Raw genomic sequence first — 17,551 nt, forward strand, 5'->3', positions numbered from 1 at the left:
CGGCCATTCGCGGGAAACAACACTCCAATATCCGCATCGGACACCCCAACATGAATGACCTCCAGGCCTTACGTCCCGACGACACACAGCCAACGCCGCTGTACTTGCAACTGGCGCGCAATCTGGAAACGGCGATTCATGCCGGCCAGTGGAAAGCCGAACAGGCCATGCCGTCAGAGCGCAATCTCAGCGAAGTGCTGGGCATTTCGCGCGTCACCGCGCGCAAGGCGCTGGAAGTGCTGTTCGAGCAAGGCCTGATCCGCCGCAACCAAGGCTCCGGCACGTTCATCACGCCACGCCTCGAACAACCGCTGTCGCGCCTTTCCGGGTTCAGCGAGATGCTGCGCCTCAAGGGCTTCGTCCCCGGCTCGCAATGGCTGGAGCGCGAAATCACCCCGCCGACCCACGAAGAACTGATCCGCCTCGGTCTTTCACCGAACGACAAGGTCGCGCGGCTCAAACGCCTGCGCAAAGCCGACGACACCGTCATGGCGATCGAGATGAGCACCCTGCCCGCCTCGATCATTCCCAAACCACAAGCGGTGGGCGACTCCCTTTATGAATACCTCGACGGCATCGGCAAGCCGATCGTCCGCGCCCTGCAACACATCCAGGCGATCAACGCCTCGGACGAATTCGCCGCCCTGGTCGGCATCGCCCCCGGCACCGCCATGCTGCTGATGACCCGGGTCGGCTACCTGGAAGACAACACGCCAATTGAAGTCACCGACACCTATTGCCGCAACGACTACTACGACTTTGTCGCAGAGCTTCGCAGATAAAGAGCTTCGTAGATAAAAGGCTGCGCCACTAAAAGGCTTTGCCGCTCATCGAGCAACGAGAACCGATCATGTCCGAAGACAACATCCTCACCGCCCACGGCTGGGTTCGCGGCCGGCTGATTCACGAACATGGCAAGGTCGTGTCCATTGAAGGCGTGCCGTGCGATCCGGCCGACAACGACTTGCCCTACCTGCTGCCCGGCTTCATCGACCTGCACGTTCACGGCGGTGGCGGCAAAGACATCATGGAAGGCGCCAGCGCCTTCGAAACCATCAGCAAAACCCACGTACGTTTCGGCACCACCGCGCTGCTGGCCACCACCATGACCGCGCCGAGCGAAGAGATTTCCAGCGTGCTCAAGGCCATCGGCGAGTTTTCCGAGCAACGCCCGAAAGGCTGCGCCCGCGTGCTCGGCGTGCACCTGGAAGGTCCCTACATCAACCCCGGAAAACTCGGCGCCCAACCGAATTTCGCCCACACCGCGCTGATGGCCGAAGTCGAAGAATATTTGGCCCTGGCACCGATCCGGGTGATCACCATTGCCCCGGAAATCGCCGGCCACGACGCCTTGATCCGCGACCTCAGTGCGCGCGGTATCCGCATGCAAATCGGCCACACCCTCGGCAGTTATGAGGAAGGCGTTGCCGCGCTGGCGGCCGGCGCCAGCAGTTTCACCCACCTCTACAACGCCATGAGTCCGTTGCACCACCGCGAGCCGGGCATCGTCGGCGCCGCACTGGCTCACGCCAAGTACGCCGAACTGATCCCGGACTTGCTGCACGTGCATCCCGGCGCCATCCGCGTCGCCCTGCGCGCCATTCCCTGCCTGTATTGCGTCACCGACTCCACCGCCGCCGCCGGCATGCCGGACGGTGAATACAAGCTCGGCAGCCACACGGTCACCAAGTGCCTGGGTGGCGTGCGCTTGCCCGATGGCACGCTGGCCGGCAGTACCCTGACCATGGATCAGGCGCTGCGCAATCTGGTGAAAGTCGGGTTGTCGGTCGCCGAAGCCTCGCAACGTCTTTCGCAATTCCCCGCCGACTACCTCGGCCTCCAGGAACGTGGCCGCCTTGCGCCAGGCAGCTGGGCCGACAGCGTGCGGCTGGATCGCTCACTCACACTGACCGCCGTCATGGTCGAAGGAGAAGACATTGACTTCAAAAATGCTTGAAGAGGCGCTGTCCTCGTTCGAGGCCGTGCAAGCCCAACTGGAACAACTCGACCCGCAGATGATCGAGATCGCCGCACGCCTGCGTCGCCAGCCACCGCAAGTGGTGATGACGGTCGCTCGCGGGAGCTCCGATCATGCCGCCAGTTACTTCGCCTACCTGACCATGCAGCAATTGGGATTTCCGGTGGCGTCGTTGCCGATGTCGGTGGTAACCATGCTGCAAGCGCCGTTGAAGGTCAGCGGCCAGGTGGCCTTCGCCTTTTCGCAATCCGGGCAAAGCCCCGATCTGGTGAACAGCCTGCGTTTGCTGCGCAAGCGTGGCGCCCTGAGCATCTCGATGGTCAACGCCGAGAGTTCACCGCTGGAAGCTGCCTGTGAATTCAGCTTGCCCCTGCTGGCCGGCACCGAAAGCAGCGTCGCCGCCACCAAGAGTTTTATCGCAACCCTCAGCGCCAGTGCCCGGTTGATCGCTCATTGGAAAGACGACATGGAGTTGCTGGAGGCCGGCAATGCCCTGCCCGAAGGTTTGCGCGAGGCGGCGAAACAGGACTGGAGCCTGGCCATCGACGCCCTGCGCGATTGCCAACGCTTGATGGTCATCGGTCGCGGCGCCGGTTTCGCCATCGCCCAGGAGGCAGCACTGAAGTTCAAGGAAACCTCGGCGATTCAGGCCGAAGCCTTCAGCAGCGCCGAGGTCCGTCACGGGCCGATGGCATTGATCGATGAAAACTACCCGTTGCTGATCTTCGCCCCACGCGGTGCCGAGCAGGCTGGTTTGCTGAGCCTCGCCGCCGACATGCGCCAGCGCGGCGCCCGGGTTCTGCTCGCCGCACCGGATGACATTGCCGAACGCGACCTCACCCTGACCCGCGCAGAACACCCGGCCCTTGATCCGATTCTGGCGATCCAGAGTTTCTACGTCATGGCCGCCGGTTTAGCGGTGGCCCGCGGCCTGGACCCGGACCAGCCGCGTCATTTGAGCAAAGTGACGCGCACGCACTAACTCGAAGGCCGAACGAGCAACCCTGTAGGAGCTGTCGAGTGAAACGAGGCTGCGATCTTTTGATTTTAGATTTTAAAAAACAAGATCCAAAGATCGCAGCCTCGTTTCACTCGACAGCTCCTACAGGGGCGAGTTGATCCGAACCGTAGTTTTTCTGATGAGACCGAGCCATGCACAACAATAATAAAGAGCTGACCCTCAGCGCCCCGCTCAGCGGCCCGGTGCTGACGCTCGCCAAAGTTCCGGACCCGGTGTTCGCCAGCGGCGCCATGGGCGACGGGATCGCCATCGACCCGCTCAACGACACGCTCCATGCACCGTGCGCGGGGGTGGTGGTGCACGTCGCTCGCACCGGCCACGCCGTCACTTTGCGCGCCGATAACGGCGCCGAATTACTGTTGCACCTTGGCCTGGATACAGTCGAATTGCAGGGTGAAGGCTTCTCGATGCTGGTCAAGGAAGGCGCGCGCGTCAGCAATGGTCAGCCGCTGTTGCGCTACGACCTGGACAAGGTCGCGCAGCAGTGTAAAAGCCTGGTCAGCCTGATGATCCTGACCAACAGCCAGGACTTTCAGGCGCGGCCCATTACGCTGAAGTCGGTAAAGGTCGGCGAGCCGTTGCTGCACATCATTCGTCGCCAGGGCTCGGGGGCGCAGGCCGAAGTGGAGCTTTTAGGGGAAGAACATGTCGGCCACGTTCGCGTCGCCCACCGTGGTGGCCTGCACGCTCGACCAGCAGCGCTGATTCGCCAGACCGCTCAAGGCTTCAAAAGCACATCGCAGCTGCATTTCGCTGGCAAGTCGGCGACCTGTAACAGCCTGATCGGGCTAATGGGCCTGGCCATCGGCGAGCAGGACGACGTTCAGGTCAGTTGCCAGGGCCCGGATGCCGAAGCGGCGCTGCAAGCATTGCTGATCGCCTTATCCACAGCGCTGGCCGAGGACAAGCACGCAGCCGCGCCAGCCCTTATGACCCGCCACCATCGAACGGCCGAAGCGGGCGTGCTGCACGGTGTTTGTGCAGCACCCGGTCTGGTGGCCGGGCCGTTGTTTCGCTTGAGCGCCATCAGCCTGCCGGTGGATGCCGGGCACCACGATCCGGCGCAACAACTGCAGGCGCTAGATGCCGCGCTGAGCGTGGTGCGCAGTGAAATCGACCACACCCTCTCCCAAGCCAAAAAGCACAGGAACGCGGACGAAGAAGCGATCTTCGCCGCGCACCTTGCCTTGCTCGAAGACCCGGCGCTGCTGGACACGGCGCAAGCTTCCATCGAACAGGGCACAGCGGCGACCCACGCCTGGAGCCAATCGATCGACACTCAATGCGAGATTCTCCAGCGACTCGGCAGCCCGTTACTGGCCGAACGCGCCAACGATCTGCGCGACCTCAAGCAACGCGTGTTGCGCGCCTTGCTCGGCGAAACCTGGCACTACGATGTACCGGCCGGCGCCATCGTCGCCGCCCATGAGCTGACGCCGTCGGACTTGCTGCAACTGAGCCAGCAAGGCGTCGCCGGGTTGTGCATGGCCGAGGGTGGCGCGACGTCTCACGTGGCGATTCTTGCGCGGGGCAAAGGCCTGCCGTGTCTGGTTGCGCTGGGGTCGGCGCTGCTGGATCAGGAACAAAGCCAAGCAGTGGTGCTGGATGCCGATGGCGGGCGACTCGAACTGATGCCAACCACCGAACGCCTGACCGAAGTGCACCAAGCGCAACTCGAGCATCAGCAACGCCGCGCGCTCCAGCAGTCTCAAGCGCACACCCCGGCACTGACGCGCGACGGCGTGCACATCGAAGTCGCCGCCAATGTCGCCTCCAGCGCCGAAGCCGCCGATGCGCTGGCCAATGGCGCCGATGGCGTGGGCCTGCTGCGCACCGAATTTCTCTTTGTCGACCGCCACACCGCGCCGGATGAACAGGAACAACGCCTCGCCTATCAAGCTGTCCTCGACGCCATGGGCGACAAGTCGGTGATCATCCGCACCATCGACGTCGGCGGCGACAAGCAACTCGATTACCTGCCATTGCCGGTCGAGGCCAACCCGGTGCTTGGTTTGCGCGGTATTCGCCTGGCTCAGTTGCGTCCGGAAATTCTCGACCAGCAACTGCGCGCACTGCTGCACTCCCGCCCGCTGTCTCGTTGCCGAATCCTCCTGCCGATGGTCACTGAGGTCGATGAACTGCTGCACATCCGTCAGCGTCTCGATGCCCTGTGTATTGAACTCGGCATCAGTGATCGCCCGGAGCTGGGCGTGATGATTGAAGTCCCGGCCGCCGCATTGCTCGCCGAACAACTGGCAGAACATGCGGACTTCCTGTCCATCGGCACCAACGATTTATCCCAGTACACCCTGGCCATGGACCGCGACCACGCCGGCCTCGCCTCCCGCGTCGATGCGATGCACCCGGCCCTGTTGCGGCTGATTGCCCAGACCTGTGCCGGCGCGGCGGTGCATGACCGTTGGGTCGGCGTCTGCGGCGCGCTGGCCTCGGATCCGCTGGCCACGCCGGTACTGATCGGCCTGGGCGTCAGCGAACTGTCGGTGAGCCCGGTGCAGATCGGCGAAATCAAAGACCGCGTGCGCCACCTCGACGCCGAGCAATGCCGGCGTATCAGCCACGACCTGCTCAAGCTGAGCAGCGCCGGCGCGGTGCGTCACGCCTGTTACCAGCATTGGCCTCTGAGCTGAACAACTACAACAGATCTAAAACAAAAAGAACGCAGGGAGAACCGCCATGTACCAATACTTCATCGAAGGCCTGCAACGCCTCGGCCGCGCACTGATGCTACCCATCGCGATCCTGCCGATTGCAGGGTTACTGCTGCGCCTGGGCGACACTGACCTGCTGAACATCGCGATCATCCACGACGCCGGCCAGGTCATCTTTGCCAACCTGGCGATGATCTTCGCCATCGGCATCGCAGTCGGCTTCGCCAAGGACAACAACGGCACCGCAGGCCTCGCGGGCGTGATTGGTTACCTGGTAATGATCTCAACTCTCAAGGTGCTGGATGCAAGCATCAACATGGGCATGCTCGCCGGGATCGTCAGCGGCTTGATGGCCGGCGCGCTGTACAACCGCTTCAAGGACATCAAGTTGCCGGAGTACCTGGCCTTCTTTGGCGGCCGGCGCTTCGTGCCGATCGTCACCGGGTTCGCTGCCGTCGGCCTGGGCGTGGTGTTCGGTTTCATCTGGCCGCCGATCCAACACGGGATCAACGACTTCGGTACGTTGATGATGGAGAGTGGCAGTTTTGGCGCCTTCGTCTTCGGCGTGTTCAACCGCCTGCTGATCGTCACCGGCCTGCACCACATCCTCAACAACATGGCGTGGTTCGTCTTCGGCAACTTCACCGACCCGACCACAGGCGCCATCGTCACCGGCGACCTCTCGCGCTACTTCGCCGGCGACCCGAAGGGCGGCCAGTTCATGACCGGGATGTTCCCGATGATGATCTTCGGCCTCCCGGCCGCCTGCCTGGCGATGTACCGCAACGCCCTGCCGGAACGGCGCAAGGTCATGGGCGGGATCTTCCTGTCGATGGCGTTGACCTCCTTTTTGACCGGTGTCACCGAACCCATCGAATTCGCCTTCATGTTCCTCGCACCGCTGCTGTATCTGGTGCATGCGCTGTTGACGGGATTGTCGATGGCAATCACCAACGCGCTGAACATCCATTTGGGCTTCACCTTTTCCGGCGGCTTCATCGACATGATTCTCGGCTGGGGCAAATCCACCAACGGCTGGTTGGTCGTGCCAGTCGGGCTGGCGTATGCGGTGATCTACTACGCGGTGTTCGATTTCTGCATCCGCCGCTTCAACCTCAAGACACCGGGACGCGAAGAAGTGCCCACAGGTGACAAAGTCGTGATCGCCGAAAACGAACGCGCCGGGGCTTACATCAAGGCGCTGGGCGGCGCGCAAAACCTGATAACCGTAGGGGCATGCACGACACGGTTGCGACTGGACATGGTGGATCGCAACAAGGCAAACGATGCGGAACTGAAAGCCCTGGGGGCGATGGCGGTTGTGCGTCCAGGCAAGGGCGGAAGTCTGCAAGTAGTGGTCGGGCCGATGGCGGACAGCATCGCCGATGAAATTCGACTGGCAATGCCTGCGTTGGGACGCGCACTCGTCTCCTCCCCTCCTGCTGTTATCGACGCACCAGAACCAGAAGCAGTGACGCATTCAGAAACGCAGAAATGGCTGAAGGCATTGGGTGGCGGCGAAAACGTATTACAAATGGATTGCATCGCCATGACCCGGATCCGGCTGCAACTGGCGGATGGCAAGGCATTGTCGGAATGTGATTTGAAGGCTCTGGGGTGCCAGGGCGTCAGCCAGCTCGACGGAGGGGTTTGGCATTTATTGATTGGTGAAAAGGCACAGAGTTTGAGTGAAGCGCTGGAAGTGCTGGTCAATCGCAGTGAAGTGAGTGCCAAGGTCTGAATTGTCGATGCCTGATCGTCCGCCTTCGCGAGCAGCCCGCTCCCACACTAGATCGGTGGTATGCCTGAATTCCATGAAAGACCCGGTTAAATGTGGGAGCGGCGGTGCAACGATGTTCGGGCCTTACCGATCACTAGGCAACGGTGAAAGTGAGTTTTTTCTCCTCATCCTGATGTTGGAATTTAATCACAGTAATATACCGCCCTGTTTTGAATGGAAGACCCAGCGTGGCGCCTCCACCCACATGGCTAACCTTTACGTCACCGTTAACCAGCACTTCCACTTTGCTGCCGGGTTTCGTATCAATTTCGAAATAGACAAATCCCGGCTTGATTTCGCTGCCTTCAACAACCTCATTCCCTTGCGAATCACGCACTTCAACTGAGTTTTCGACAGTCATAGCAATAGTCCTTTAACGCTGAGTTATGGAAACTCATCAAACCGTACCCGGCCGTTTACGACAACTGTCAGAACTAACAGGTACAGATCATTATCTGACCAAAGGTAAAAGGCTATCCCGTTTGAAGATCCAGCAACACTACTGACCATCCTAGGTTTACCTGGATTTTTCATCTGCACTGCGACTGCGACTGCGGAGCAAGAAGTTACAACCCTCGATTTGCCGCCAAGAGCAACTTCAGTGTCTGCACTCAACTAAACTGGAGGCAACAAAAAACCCGCTGAATCCAAATTCAGCGGGTTTCTCTTTTCAGCAGCAGGCAGATCAAAAATCCTCCAACCGCCACACCTCGTAAGCCGGCGTCTCATAGGGATGGCTCTGCTTCAGAGCCATCACCACAGAACGAATCAACTCATCCGCCACCACAAGCTCAACCTTCCATTCCTCAACCTGCTCGACCTGCCCCGCCTCACCAATGAACGGCTGACTGCCGTCCAAAGGGCGAAACTGACCAAGCCCAAGCACCTGCCACGCACAATGATCATAAGCCCCGATCCGCCCAGCACCCGCAGCGAATACAGCACTCTTGACCTGCTCCACATGACTGGCCGGAACAAAAAAACCGAGCTTGTACACAGCGCTTAGTTCACCCAGACGCGAGCATTACGGAACATACGCATCCAAGGTGCGTCCTCGTTCCAGTCTTCCGAACGCCACGAGTTCTGCACCGCGCGGAACACACGCTCCGGGTGCGGCATCATGATCGTCACGCGACCGTCGCGACTGGTCAAACCGGTGATCCCGCGCGGCGAACCGTTCGGGTTGGCCGGATACTTTTCGGTGACCTTGCCGTGGTTGTCGACAAAACGCATCGCCACACAACCCGACAGATCAGCTTCCAGCAACGCTTCTTCACTGGCGAACTCGGCATGACCTTCACCGTGAGCGATAGCGATCGGCATACGCGAACCGGCCATGCCCTGCAGGAAGATCGAATTCGACTCCTGAACCTGAACCATCGCCACGCGCGCTTCGAACTGCTCGGAACGGTTGCGCACGAAGTGCGGCCAGAACTCGCTGCCCGGGATCAGCTCGTGCAGGTTGGACATCATCTGGCAACCGTTGCACACGCCGAGGGTGAAGCTGTCGTTACGTTCGAAGAAACCCTGGAACGCATCGCGAGCACGGCTGTTGAACAGCGCCGACTTGGCCCAGCCCTCACCGGCGCCGAGTACGTCACCGTAGGAGAAACCACCGCAAGCGACCAGACCCTTGAACTCGTTCAGGTCGACACGGCCGGCCAGAATGTCACTCATGTGCACGTCGATTGCGTTGAAACCGGCACGGTCGAACGCAGCCGCCATTTCCACCTGACCGTTGACGCCCTGCTCACGCAGCACGGCAACCTGTGGACGGATGCCTTTCTTGATGTAAGGCGCAGCGACGTCCTGGTTGACATCGAAGCTGAGTTTGACGCTCAGGCCCGGATTGTCTTCTTCCAGCAACACGTCGAACTCTTGTTCGGCGCAGTCGGCGTTGTCACGCAGACGCTGGATCTGGTAGCTGGTTTCAGCCCACTGACGTTGCAGCAGACGACGCTGACCTTCAAACACGGTTTCGCCGTTGAAGGTGATGTTGATCTGGCCATTGTTGATTGGCTGACCGATCACCGACACGCACTCGCCCAAACCGGCAGCGCTGAACTGCGCGAGGATGTCCGGGGTCGCGTCCTGACGAACCTGGATCACGGCGCCCAGCTCTTCGTTGAACAGGATCGCGGCGATATCGGCGGAAGTTTCTGCCAGACCGTCGAGGTTCAGGCTCAGGCCGCAATGGCCGGCGAAGGCCATTTCCACGGTTGTGGTCAGCAGACCACCGTCGGAACGGTCGTGGTACGCCAGCAGGTGACCGTCGGCGTTGAGGCCCTGGATCACGGCGAAGAACGCCTTGAGGTCTTCGGCATCATCGACGTCCGGCGCTTGCGAGCCGAGCTTGCCGTGAACCTGAGCAAGGATCGAGGCGCCCATGCGGTTCTGGCCACAGCCCAGATCGATCAGGATCAGGTCGGTGGTGCCCTTGTCCATGCGCAGTTCCGGGGTCAGGGTCTGACGGATGTCAGCCACTGGCGCGAAACCGGTCACGATCAGGGACATCGGCGAGGTCACGGTCTTGTCGACGCCTTCGTCGTTCCAGCGCGTGGCCATGGACATCGAGTCCTTGCCCACCGGAATGGTGATGCCCAAGTCCGGGCACAGTTCCATGCCGACCGCTTTCACGGTGTCGTACAGACGCGCGTCTTCACCCGGGTGACCGGCTGCGGACATCCAGTTCGCCGACAGTTTGATGTCGGAGATCTTGTTGATGCGCGAGGCGGCAATGTTGGTCAGGGTTTCGCCGATGGCCATGCGGCCCGACGCCGGAGCGTCCAGCAGTGCCAGCGGAGTACGCTCGCCCATCGCCATGGCTTCACCGGTGTAGACGTCGAAGCTGGTGGCGGTGACGGCAACGTCGGCCACCGGAACCTGCCACGGGCCGACCATTTGGTCACGGGCCACGAGGCCGGTGATGGTGCGGTCGCCGATGGTGATCAGGAAGCTTTTGCTCGCGACGGCCGGGTGATGCAGAACGCGCTCGACGCAGTTTGCAATGTCCAGAGTCGATGGATCGAAATCGTCGCCCAGTTCGTTTTCGCGAACGGCCGAACGGTGCATGCGCGGGGCTTTGCCTAGCAGCACTTCGAGCGGCATGTCCACCGGGCTGTTGCCGAAGTGGCTGTCGGTGACCGTCAGTTGCGGCTCGGCAGTGGCTTCGCCGACCACGGCAAACGGGCAACGCTCACGTTCGCAGATGGCCTGGAAGCGCTCGAAGTCAGCCGGGCCGACCGCCAGAACATAGCGTTCCTGGGATTCGTTACTCCAGATTTCGTGCGGGGCCATGCCCGGCTCGTCGTTTGGAATGTTGCGCAGTTCGAAGCGACCGCCGCGGTTACCGTCGTTGACCAGTTCCGGGAAGGCGTTGGACAGACCGCCCGCGCCGACGTCGTGGATGAAGCTGATCGGGTTCTTGTCACCCAGTTGCCAGCAACGGTCGATGACTTCCTGGCAACGGCGTTCCATCTCAGGGTTTTCACGCTGAACCGAAGCGAAGTCCAGGTCTGCCGAACTGGTGCCGGTGGCCATGGAGGAAGCCGCGCCGCCGCCCAGACCGATCAGCATCGCCGGGCCGCCGAGGACGATCAGCTTGGAGCCGACGGTGATCTCGCCTTTCTGCACGTGTTCGGCACGGATGTTACCCATGCCGCCAGCCAGCATGATCGGCTTGTGGTAACCGCGAACCTCGTCGCCACGCGGGGTGGTGATCGACTGTTCGAAGGTACGGAAGTAACCGGTCAGCGCCGGACGACCAAATTCATTGTTGAACGCGGCGCCACCCAGTGGGCCTTCGATCATGATGTCCAGCGCGGTAACGATGCGCTCAGGCTTGCCGTACGGCACTTCCCACGGCTGCTCGAAGCCCGGAATCTGCAGGTTGGACACGGTGAAACCGGTCAGGCCAGCCTTCGGCTTGGCACCGCGACCGGTCGCGCCTTCGTCACGGATCTCGCCACCGGAACCGGTGGATGCGCCCGGGAACGGGGCAATCGCGGTCGGGTGGTTGTGGGTTTCGACTTTCATCAGGATGTGCACCGGTTCCTGCACCGCGCCGTACTGGCGGGTTTCAGGGTCCGGGAAGAAACGGCCGGCGACGTTACCGACGATCACCGAAGCGTTGTCCTTGTAGGCCGACAGAACGCCTTCGCTGTGCATCACGTAGGTGTTCTTGATCATGCCGAACAGGCTTTTTTCCTGGCTCTGACCGTCGATATCCCAACTGGCGTTGAAGATCTTGTGGCGGCAGTGCTCGGAGTTTGCCTGGGCGAACATCATCAGTTCGATGTCATGCGGATTGCGCTTCAAGCCAATGAAGGCGTTGACCAGGTAATCGATCTCGTCTTCGGCCAGGGCCAGGCCCAGCTCGGTGTTGGCTTTTTCCAGCGCGGCGCGGCCGCCACCGAGCACGTCGATCGCGGTCAGCGGCTTCGGCGTGGCGTGGCTGAAGAGGCCAGCGGCCTGCTCGAGGTTGCCAAGGACGATCTGGGTCATGCGGTCATGCAGCGCATCCGAGATCAGCTGCGCCTGGGCGTCGCTGAACTGACCGGCAACGTAGAACGCGATGCCGCGCTCCAGGCGCTGGATCTTGGTCAGGCCGCAATTGCGAGCGATGTCGCTGGCCTTGCTGGACCACGGCGAAATGGTGCCGAAACGCGGCAACACCAGGAACAGACGACCGGTTGGCTCTTGTACCGGAACACTTGGGCCGTACTTCAGAAGGCGCGCGAGCACCTGCTGTTCGTCGCCGGTCAGGACGCCGGTAACTTCGGCGAAGTGAGCGAATTCAGCATACAAGCCGCTGACAGCCGGGACCTTCTGGCTCAGTTGCTCAAGGAGTTTGCTGTGGCGAAAGGCAGAAAGGGCAGGAGCGCCGCGCAGGATCAACATCTTCGGGACAGCCTCGGGAAGGGGTGTGCTTTGAGGCCGTGCATTCTAGCCTAAACCGCCCGCGACATCACCCGAAACGGTACGCACGGCTGCACCCGAACGTCGGGCCGGGTATTCAGCGCTGAATCCGGGGGCTGGCAACGGATATTTTTGCTGTCACAAAAATCGCTTCAAGCCCATTCCTGTGGGCTCCAAGCAGGTTTTTCACCCCCTATCAGACAAGCCCTTCGCTGTCGAGATATGGCGCTCGTGGTCCTTTGCGTATACTGCGCAAATGTTTTCCCCAACGGCTTTGCGTCCGCGGTACGCCAAATGGCTGATCGCAACCGGACTCTTCCTGATGCTCAGTGGCTGTGTTGATAAACCCAACACGCTGGAGCGCGTAAAGGAGGATGGCGTGCTGCGGGTCATTACCCGAAACAGCCCCGCCACCTACTTTCAGGATCGCAACGGTGAAACCGGCTTCGAATACGAGCTGGTGAAGCGCTTCGCCGACGATCTGGGGGTGAAACTCAAGATCGAGACCGCCGACAACCTCGACGACCTGTTCAGCCAGGTGGGCAAGCCCAACGGCCCGGTGCTCGCTGCTGCCGGCCTGGTCAGCAGCGAAGAACGCAAAAAGCAGGTGCGGTTTTCCCACCCTTATCTGGAAGTCACCCCACAGGTCATCTACCGCAACGGCCAATCGAGGCCGACCGATGCGGGCGACCTGGTCGGCAAGAAGATCATGGTGCTCAAGGGCAGCACCCACGCCGAGCAACTGGCGGGGCTGAAAAAGAAATTCCCCGGCATTGAATACGAAGAGTCCGACGCGGTTGAAGTCGTCGACCTGCTGCGCATGGTGGACGAAGGTCAGATCGACCTGACCCTGGTCGACTCCAACGAAGTGGCGATGAACCAGGTCTACTTCCCCAATGTGCGCGTGGCCTTCGACCTCGGTGACGCCAGCAATCAGAGCTGGGCCGTAGCCGTCGGCGATGACAACAGCCTGCTCAACGAAATCAACGCCTACCTCGACAAGGTAAAGGAAAACGGCACCCTGCAACGCCTCAAGGATCGTTACTACGGCCACGTCGACGTCCTCGGCTACATGGGCGCTACCACTTTCGCCCAGCACTTGCAGCAGCGGTTGCCCAAATACGAGCAGCACTTCAAGGCATACGCCAAGAAAGAAAAAGTCGACTGGCGTCTGCTGGCGGCAATCGGTTATCAGGAATCCTTATGGCAATCAGCGGTCACGTCCAAGACCGGCGTGCGCGGACTGATGATGCTGACCCAGAACACGGCGCAAGCCATGGGCGTGTCCAATCGCCTCGACCCCAAACAAAGCATCATGGGCGGCGCAAAATACCTGAGTTACATGAAGGATCAGCTGGATGATTCGATCCAGGAACCGGATCGCACCTGGTTCGCGCTAGCGGCCTACAACGTCGGCAGCGGTCACCTGGATGACGCGCGCAAACTGGCGGCCAAGGAAGGACTGAATCCGGACAAGTGGCTGGACGTGAAGAAGATCCTGCCGCGCCTGTCTGAGAAAAAGTGGTACAGCAAGACGCGTTACGGCTACGCCCGGGGCGGCGAACCGGTGCACTTCGTGGCGAACATCCGTCGCTACTACGACATCCTGACGTGGGTCACGCAACCGCAGCTTGAAGGCAATCAGGTGGCCGAGGGCAACCTGCACGTACCTGGAGTCGACAAGACCAAGCCAAATGTGGAAAACCCACCGCTTTAACCATCACCACCAATCAAAACTGTGGGAGCGGGCTTGCTCGCGAAGGCGGTGCATCAGTCAACATTGATGTCGATTGACACACCGCCTTCGCAAGCAAGCCCGCTCCCACATTTGGTTTTGTGTTTGGCTTAGGCTTTTGCGGCGGCGGCCAGGATCATTGCTTTCATTTCCGACACTGCCGACTTGAACCCGACAAACAGCGCATGAGCCACCAGCGCATGGCCGATGTTCAATTCGTTGATGCCCTTGATCGCGGCCACCGCTTCAACGTTGTGATAGTGCAGGCCGTGACCGGCGTTGACGATCAAACCCTGGGCCAAACCAAAGGCCACACCGTCAGCGACCCGCTTGAGCTCTTCAGCCACTTCGGTGGGTGTCTCGGCATCGGCGTAACGGCCGGTGTGCAATTCGATGGCAGGCGCGCCGACACGACGTGACGCTTCGATCTGCCGCTCGTCCGCGTCGATGAACAGCGACACTTCACAACCGATCTTCGCCAACCGATCCACCGCCGCCTTGATCCGCGCTTCCTGCCCGGCGACGTCCAGACCACCTTCGGTGGTCAGTTCCTGACGGGTTTCCGGGACCAGGCAAATGTGCGCCGGGCGAATACGCTCGGCGAACGCCATCATTTCCTCGGTGACGCCCATTTCGAAATTCATGCGGGTTTGCAGCACGTCCTTGAGCAGTAACACGTCGCGCTCCTGGATGTGTCGACGATCTTCACGCAAATGCACGGTGATGCCGTCAGCGCCCGCCTCTTCCGCGTCCAGTGCGGCCTTGACCGGGTCCGGATAGCGAGTGCCCCGGGCCTGACGCAGGGTGGCAACGTGATCAATGTTCACGCCAAGAAGAATGCGATTGCTGGTGGTCACGGAAGCGCTCCTGAAGAGGGGAAAGTTCGGTGCACAGCATACAGGGAGAATTTACGGCTTTCGAAACAACTCTCTGGAAACCAGCGGTCGACCGCCCAGATGCACGGCAAGGGCCTGACGCATCAGGCGCTTGGCAGCGGATAACGCACCCGGTGCCGACCAGTCGGCGTCGGCCATGGCCAACAGCTCGGTGCCGTTGAACAGACCGGGCTGGAGCAAGTAGACCTGCTCCAGGCCGGCGTCCACTTGCAGACGGTAGAGGCCGTCCGGGGCGATGGGCTCGCCGTGGATGTCGGTGTTCAGCGCAAAGCCATAACCGAGGTCATCCAGCAGGCGCCATTCGAAGGAGCGCAGCAACGGCTCCAGCGGACGTCCTTCGGCCAGGGCCAGCAGCGTCGCGGCGTAGTGATCGAACACCGCGGGATGCGGGTCTTCGGAGGGCAACAGGCGAATCAACAGCTCATTAAGGTAGAGACCGCTGAATAGCGCCTCGCCATTGAGCCAGGTGGAAACACCGGCACTTTCCATGCGCCCGACATTCTTCAACTCACCACGACCGCGGAATTCGACTTCCAGCGGCACGAACGGCCGTGCCAACGTTCCAGCCTTGCCCCGCGCGCTACGCAACACCGCCCGCAGCCGACCTTGCGGCGTGAGGAAGTCCACCAGTGCACTGGTTTCGCGGTAGGCGCGGGAGTGGAGGACGTAGGCGGGTTGGCCGAGGGGCTGGGACATAGAGTTCTCAATGACAGAGCACAGTTTTACAAACACCCTGAAACCAATGTGGGAGCGGGCTTGCTCGCGAATACGGTGTGACAGTCAACATTAATGCTGAATGTTACATCCTCTTCGCGGGCAAGCCCGCTCCCACAGGTTTTCCGGTGTATCTCGAACCGGGTGTTACAGGTCGCCGTAACCCAGCGAACGCAGGGCTCGCTCGTCGTCGGACCAGCCGCCTTTCACTTTGACCCAAAGGTTGAGCATGATCTTGGAGTCGAACAGCAGCTCCATGTCCTTGCGCGCCTCGGTGCCGATGCGCTTGATGCGCTCGCCCTTGTCGCCAATGATGATTTTCTTCTGGCCGTCACGTTCGACGAGGATCAGCGCATGGATGTGCAGGGTTTTGCCCTGCTGCTTGAACTCTTCGATTTCCACGGTGATCTGGTACGGCAGCTCGGCGCCCATCTGGCGCATGATTTTCTCGCGCACCAGTTCAGCGGCGAGGAAGCGGCTGCTGCGGTCGGTGATCTGGTCTTCCGGGAAGAAGTGATCGTTTTCCGGCAAGTAACCGGCAATCACGCGTTCCAGGGTCTCCAGGTTATGCCCGTGCTGGGCCGAAATCGGCATGATCTGCGCGTTCGGCAGCTGTTCCTGCAACCACGTCAGGTGCGGCATCAGCTCGGCTTTGTCTTCGATACGGTCGGTCTTGTTCAGCGCCACGATCAGCGGGCCGGTCACGTACTGGACGCGTTCGAGGACCATCTGGTCTTCATCGGTCCACTTGGTGCGATCAACCACGAAGATCACCACGTCGACGTCTTTCAACGCCGCCGAAGCGGTCTTGTTCATGTAGCGGTTCAGGGCCTTTTCGCCGCCCTTGTGCATGCCCGGGGTGTCGACGTAGATCGCCTGCACGGCGCCTTCGGTCTTGATGCCCAGCATGTTGTGGCGGGTGGTTTGCGGCTTGCGCGAGGTGATCGCCAGCTTCTGACCCAGAATGTGGTTCAGCAGCGTGGACTTGCCCACGTTCGGACGGCCGACGATGGCAACATAGCCACAGCGTGTTGCGGTTGAATCAGTCATGGCCATTCTCCACGCCCAGGGCAATCAGTGCTGCAGCGGCCGCTACCTGTTCGGCAATACGACGACTCACACCCTGACCTCGGCTTTTTTCATTCAGTAAGGTGATTTCACATTCGACGAAGAACGTCCGGCAATGCGGCTCACCCTGGATATCTACCACTTCGTAACGCGGCAGCTCACAACCACGCGATTGCAGGAATTCCTGCAGGCGGGTCTTTGGATCTTTGTTGGTGTCGACCAGCGTCAGGCCTTCGAACTCACCGGCCAGCCAGGCGAGAACGCGCTCGCGCGCCATGTCCATGCCGGCGTCCAGGTAGATCGCACCAATCAAGGCTTCCAGGGCATCAGCCAGAATTGACTCGCGACGGAAACCGCCGCTTTTCAACTCACCCGAGCCCAGGCGCAGGTAGTCGCCGAGGTCGAAACCGCGGGCCAGTACAGCCAGCGTCTCACCTTTCACCAGGCGGGCGCGCAAACGCGACAACTGGCCTTCGCGGGCCAGCGGGAAGCGATCGAACAGCGCCTCGCCGGCAACGAAGTTGAGGATGGCATCACCGAGGAATTCCAGGCGTTCGTTGTTGCGCCCGGCAAAACTGCGGTGGGTCAGGGCCAGGACCATCAGTTCCTGATCCTTGAAGGTGTAGCCGAGCTGACGCTCTAGACGGCTTAAAGAAACGCTCACGGTTTACCCACGCTGAGTTCGTGGCTGGATTCCACTGCCTTGGCTGAAAGACGGCGCAGGCTTGGGACAATTAACGCTGTGTTCAAAAATAACGTCCTGAATATCATTG

Annotated in this window: 13 protein-coding genes; 6 read left to right on the plus strand and 7 right to left on the minus strand. The window is 60.8% G+C overall.

Annotation, left to right across the window (positions count from 1 at the left end; translation table 11 throughout):
- The first annotated feature begins 50 nt into the window (after positions 1-50).
- The 5 genes from HNR03_RS07230 to nagE all read left to right on the plus strand — a co-directional run bounded on the left by HNR03_RS07230 (position 51) and on the right by nagE (position 7,409).
- The gene (locus HNR03_RS07230; RefSeq protein ID WP_090188044.1) at positions 51-782 is read left to right on the plus strand and encodes a GntR family transcriptional regulator; all 732 of its coding nucleotides are present in this window, start codon (positions 51-53) and stop codon (positions 780-782) included.
- A gap of 68 nt (positions 783-850) precedes the next feature.
- Complete coding sequence (gene nagA, locus HNR03_RS07235; RefSeq protein WP_259151924.1) at positions 851-1,957, plus strand: N-acetylglucosamine-6-phosphate deacetylase; 1,107 nt, start codon at positions 851-853, stop codon at positions 1,955-1,957.
- A complete protein-coding gene (locus tag HNR03_RS07240; protein WP_222589898.1) occupies positions 1,938-2,960 on the plus strand; it encodes an SIS domain-containing protein in 1,023 nt (340 codons plus the stop codon). Before nagA ends, HNR03_RS07240 begins: the two co-directional genes overlap by 20 nt.
- 170 nt (positions 2,961-3,130) lie before the next feature.
- The gene (gene ptsP, locus HNR03_RS07245; protein ID WP_259151926.1) at positions 3,131-5,647 is read left to right on the plus strand and encodes a phosphoenolpyruvate--protein phosphotransferase; all 2,517 of its coding nucleotides are present in this window, start codon (positions 3,131-3,133) and stop codon (positions 5,645-5,647) included.
- A 46-nt stretch (positions 5,648-5,693) separates the two neighbouring features.
- Entirely contained in the window at positions 5,694-7,409 is a 1,716-nt protein-coding gene (gene nagE, locus HNR03_RS07250; RefSeq protein ID WP_259151928.1) for an N-acetylglucosamine-specific PTS transporter subunit IIBC, read from the plus strand.
- Positions 7,410-7,542: 133 nt separating this feature from the next.
- Here the strand turns inward: nagE and HNR03_RS07255 are convergent, their stop codons facing one another.
- The 3 genes from HNR03_RS07255 to purL form a co-directional block, all read right to left on the minus strand.
- Complete coding sequence (locus HNR03_RS07255) at positions 7,543-7,809, minus strand: hypothetical protein (RefSeq protein WP_259151931.1); 267 nt, start codon at positions 7,807-7,809, stop codon at positions 7,543-7,545.
- Between the two features lie 324 nt (positions 7,810-8,133).
- Positions 8,134-8,445 (minus strand): YqfO family protein, encoded by a 312-nt coding sequence (locus HNR03_RS07260; RefSeq protein WP_259151933.1) that lies wholly within the window; start codon positions 8,443-8,445, stop codon positions 8,134-8,136.
- Between the two features lie 5 nt (positions 8,446-8,450).
- Positions 8,451-12,347, minus strand: coding sequence for a phosphoribosylformylglycinamidine synthase (gene purL / locus HNR03_RS07265; protein WP_259151935.1), 3,897 nt, complete (start codon positions 12,345-12,347; stop codon positions 8,451-8,453).
- Positions 12,348-12,621: 274 nt separating this feature from the next.
- Between purL and mltF the strand changes: the two genes are divergently transcribed.
- Positions 12,622-14,082 (plus strand): membrane-bound lytic murein transglycosylase MltF, encoded by a 1,461-nt coding sequence (gene mltF, locus HNR03_RS07270; RefSeq protein ID WP_259151937.1) that lies wholly within the window; start codon positions 12,622-12,624, stop codon positions 14,080-14,082.
- 128 nt (positions 14,083-14,210) lie between these two features.
- Here the strand turns inward: mltF and pdxJ are convergent, their stop codons facing one another.
- From pdxJ to rnc, 4 genes are all read right to left on the minus strand, one after another.
- Positions 14,211-14,957, minus strand: a complete 747-nt coding sequence (gene pdxJ, locus HNR03_RS07275; RefSeq protein WP_259151938.1) for a pyridoxine 5'-phosphate synthase — start codon at positions 14,955-14,957, stop codon at positions 14,211-14,213.
- Between the two features lie 51 nt (positions 14,958-15,008).
- The gene (gene recO, locus HNR03_RS07280; protein WP_259151939.1) at positions 15,009-15,692 is read right to left on the minus strand and encodes a DNA repair protein RecO; all 684 of its coding nucleotides are present in this window, start codon (positions 15,690-15,692) and stop codon (positions 15,009-15,011) included.
- Between the two features lie 165 nt (positions 15,693-15,857).
- Positions 15,858-16,760, minus strand: a complete 903-nt coding sequence (gene era / locus HNR03_RS07285; RefSeq protein WP_008151577.1) for a GTPase Era — start codon at positions 16,758-16,760, stop codon at positions 15,858-15,860.
- Complete coding sequence (rnc, locus tag HNR03_RS07290) at positions 16,753-17,442, minus strand: ribonuclease III (protein WP_059403405.1); 690 nt, start codon at positions 17,440-17,442, stop codon at positions 16,753-16,755. The genes era and rnc overlap by 8 nt, the downstream gene beginning before the upstream one ends.
- Positions 17,443-17,551 lie beyond the last annotated feature (109 nt).

The organism is Pseudomonas sp. JAI111, assembly GCF_024809425.1.
GTDB lineage: Bacteria > Pseudomonadota > Gammaproteobacteria > Pseudomonadales > Pseudomonadaceae > Aquipseudomonas.

Bases quoted from the DNA above. Each gene is read 5' to 3' on its own strand.
- HNR03_RS07230 (WP_090188044.1), top strand. From the start codon at position 51: ATGAATGACCTCCAGGCCTTACGTCCCGACGACACACAGCCAACGCCG.
- nagA (WP_259151924.1), top strand. From the start codon at position 851: ATGTCCGAAGACAACATCCTCACCGCCCACGGCTGGGTTCGCGGCCGG.
- ptsP (WP_259151926.1), top strand. From the start codon at position 3,131: ATGCACAACAATAATAAAGAGCTGACCCTCAGCGCCCCGCTCAGCGGC.
- nagE (WP_259151928.1), top strand. From the start codon at position 5,694: ATGTACCAATACTTCATCGAAGGCCTGCAACGCCTCGGCCGCGCACTG.
- HNR03_RS07255 (WP_259151931.1), bottom strand. From the start codon at position 7,809: ATGACTGTCGAAAACTCAGTTGAAGTGCGTGATTCGCAAGGGAATGAG.
- purL (WP_259151935.1), bottom strand. From the start codon at position 12,347: ATGTTGATCCTGCGCGGCGCTCCTGCCCTTTCTGCCTTTCGCCACAGC.
- mltF (WP_259151937.1), top strand. From the start codon at position 12,622: ATGTTTTCCCCAACGGCTTTGCGTCCGCGGTACGCCAAATGGCTGATC.
- recO (WP_259151939.1), bottom strand. From the start codon at position 15,692: ATGTCCCAGCCCCTCGGCCAACCCGCCTACGTCCTCCACTCCCGCGCC.
- era (WP_008151577.1), bottom strand. From the start codon at position 16,760: ATGACTGATTCAACCGCAACACGCTGTGGCTATGTTGCCATCGTCGGC.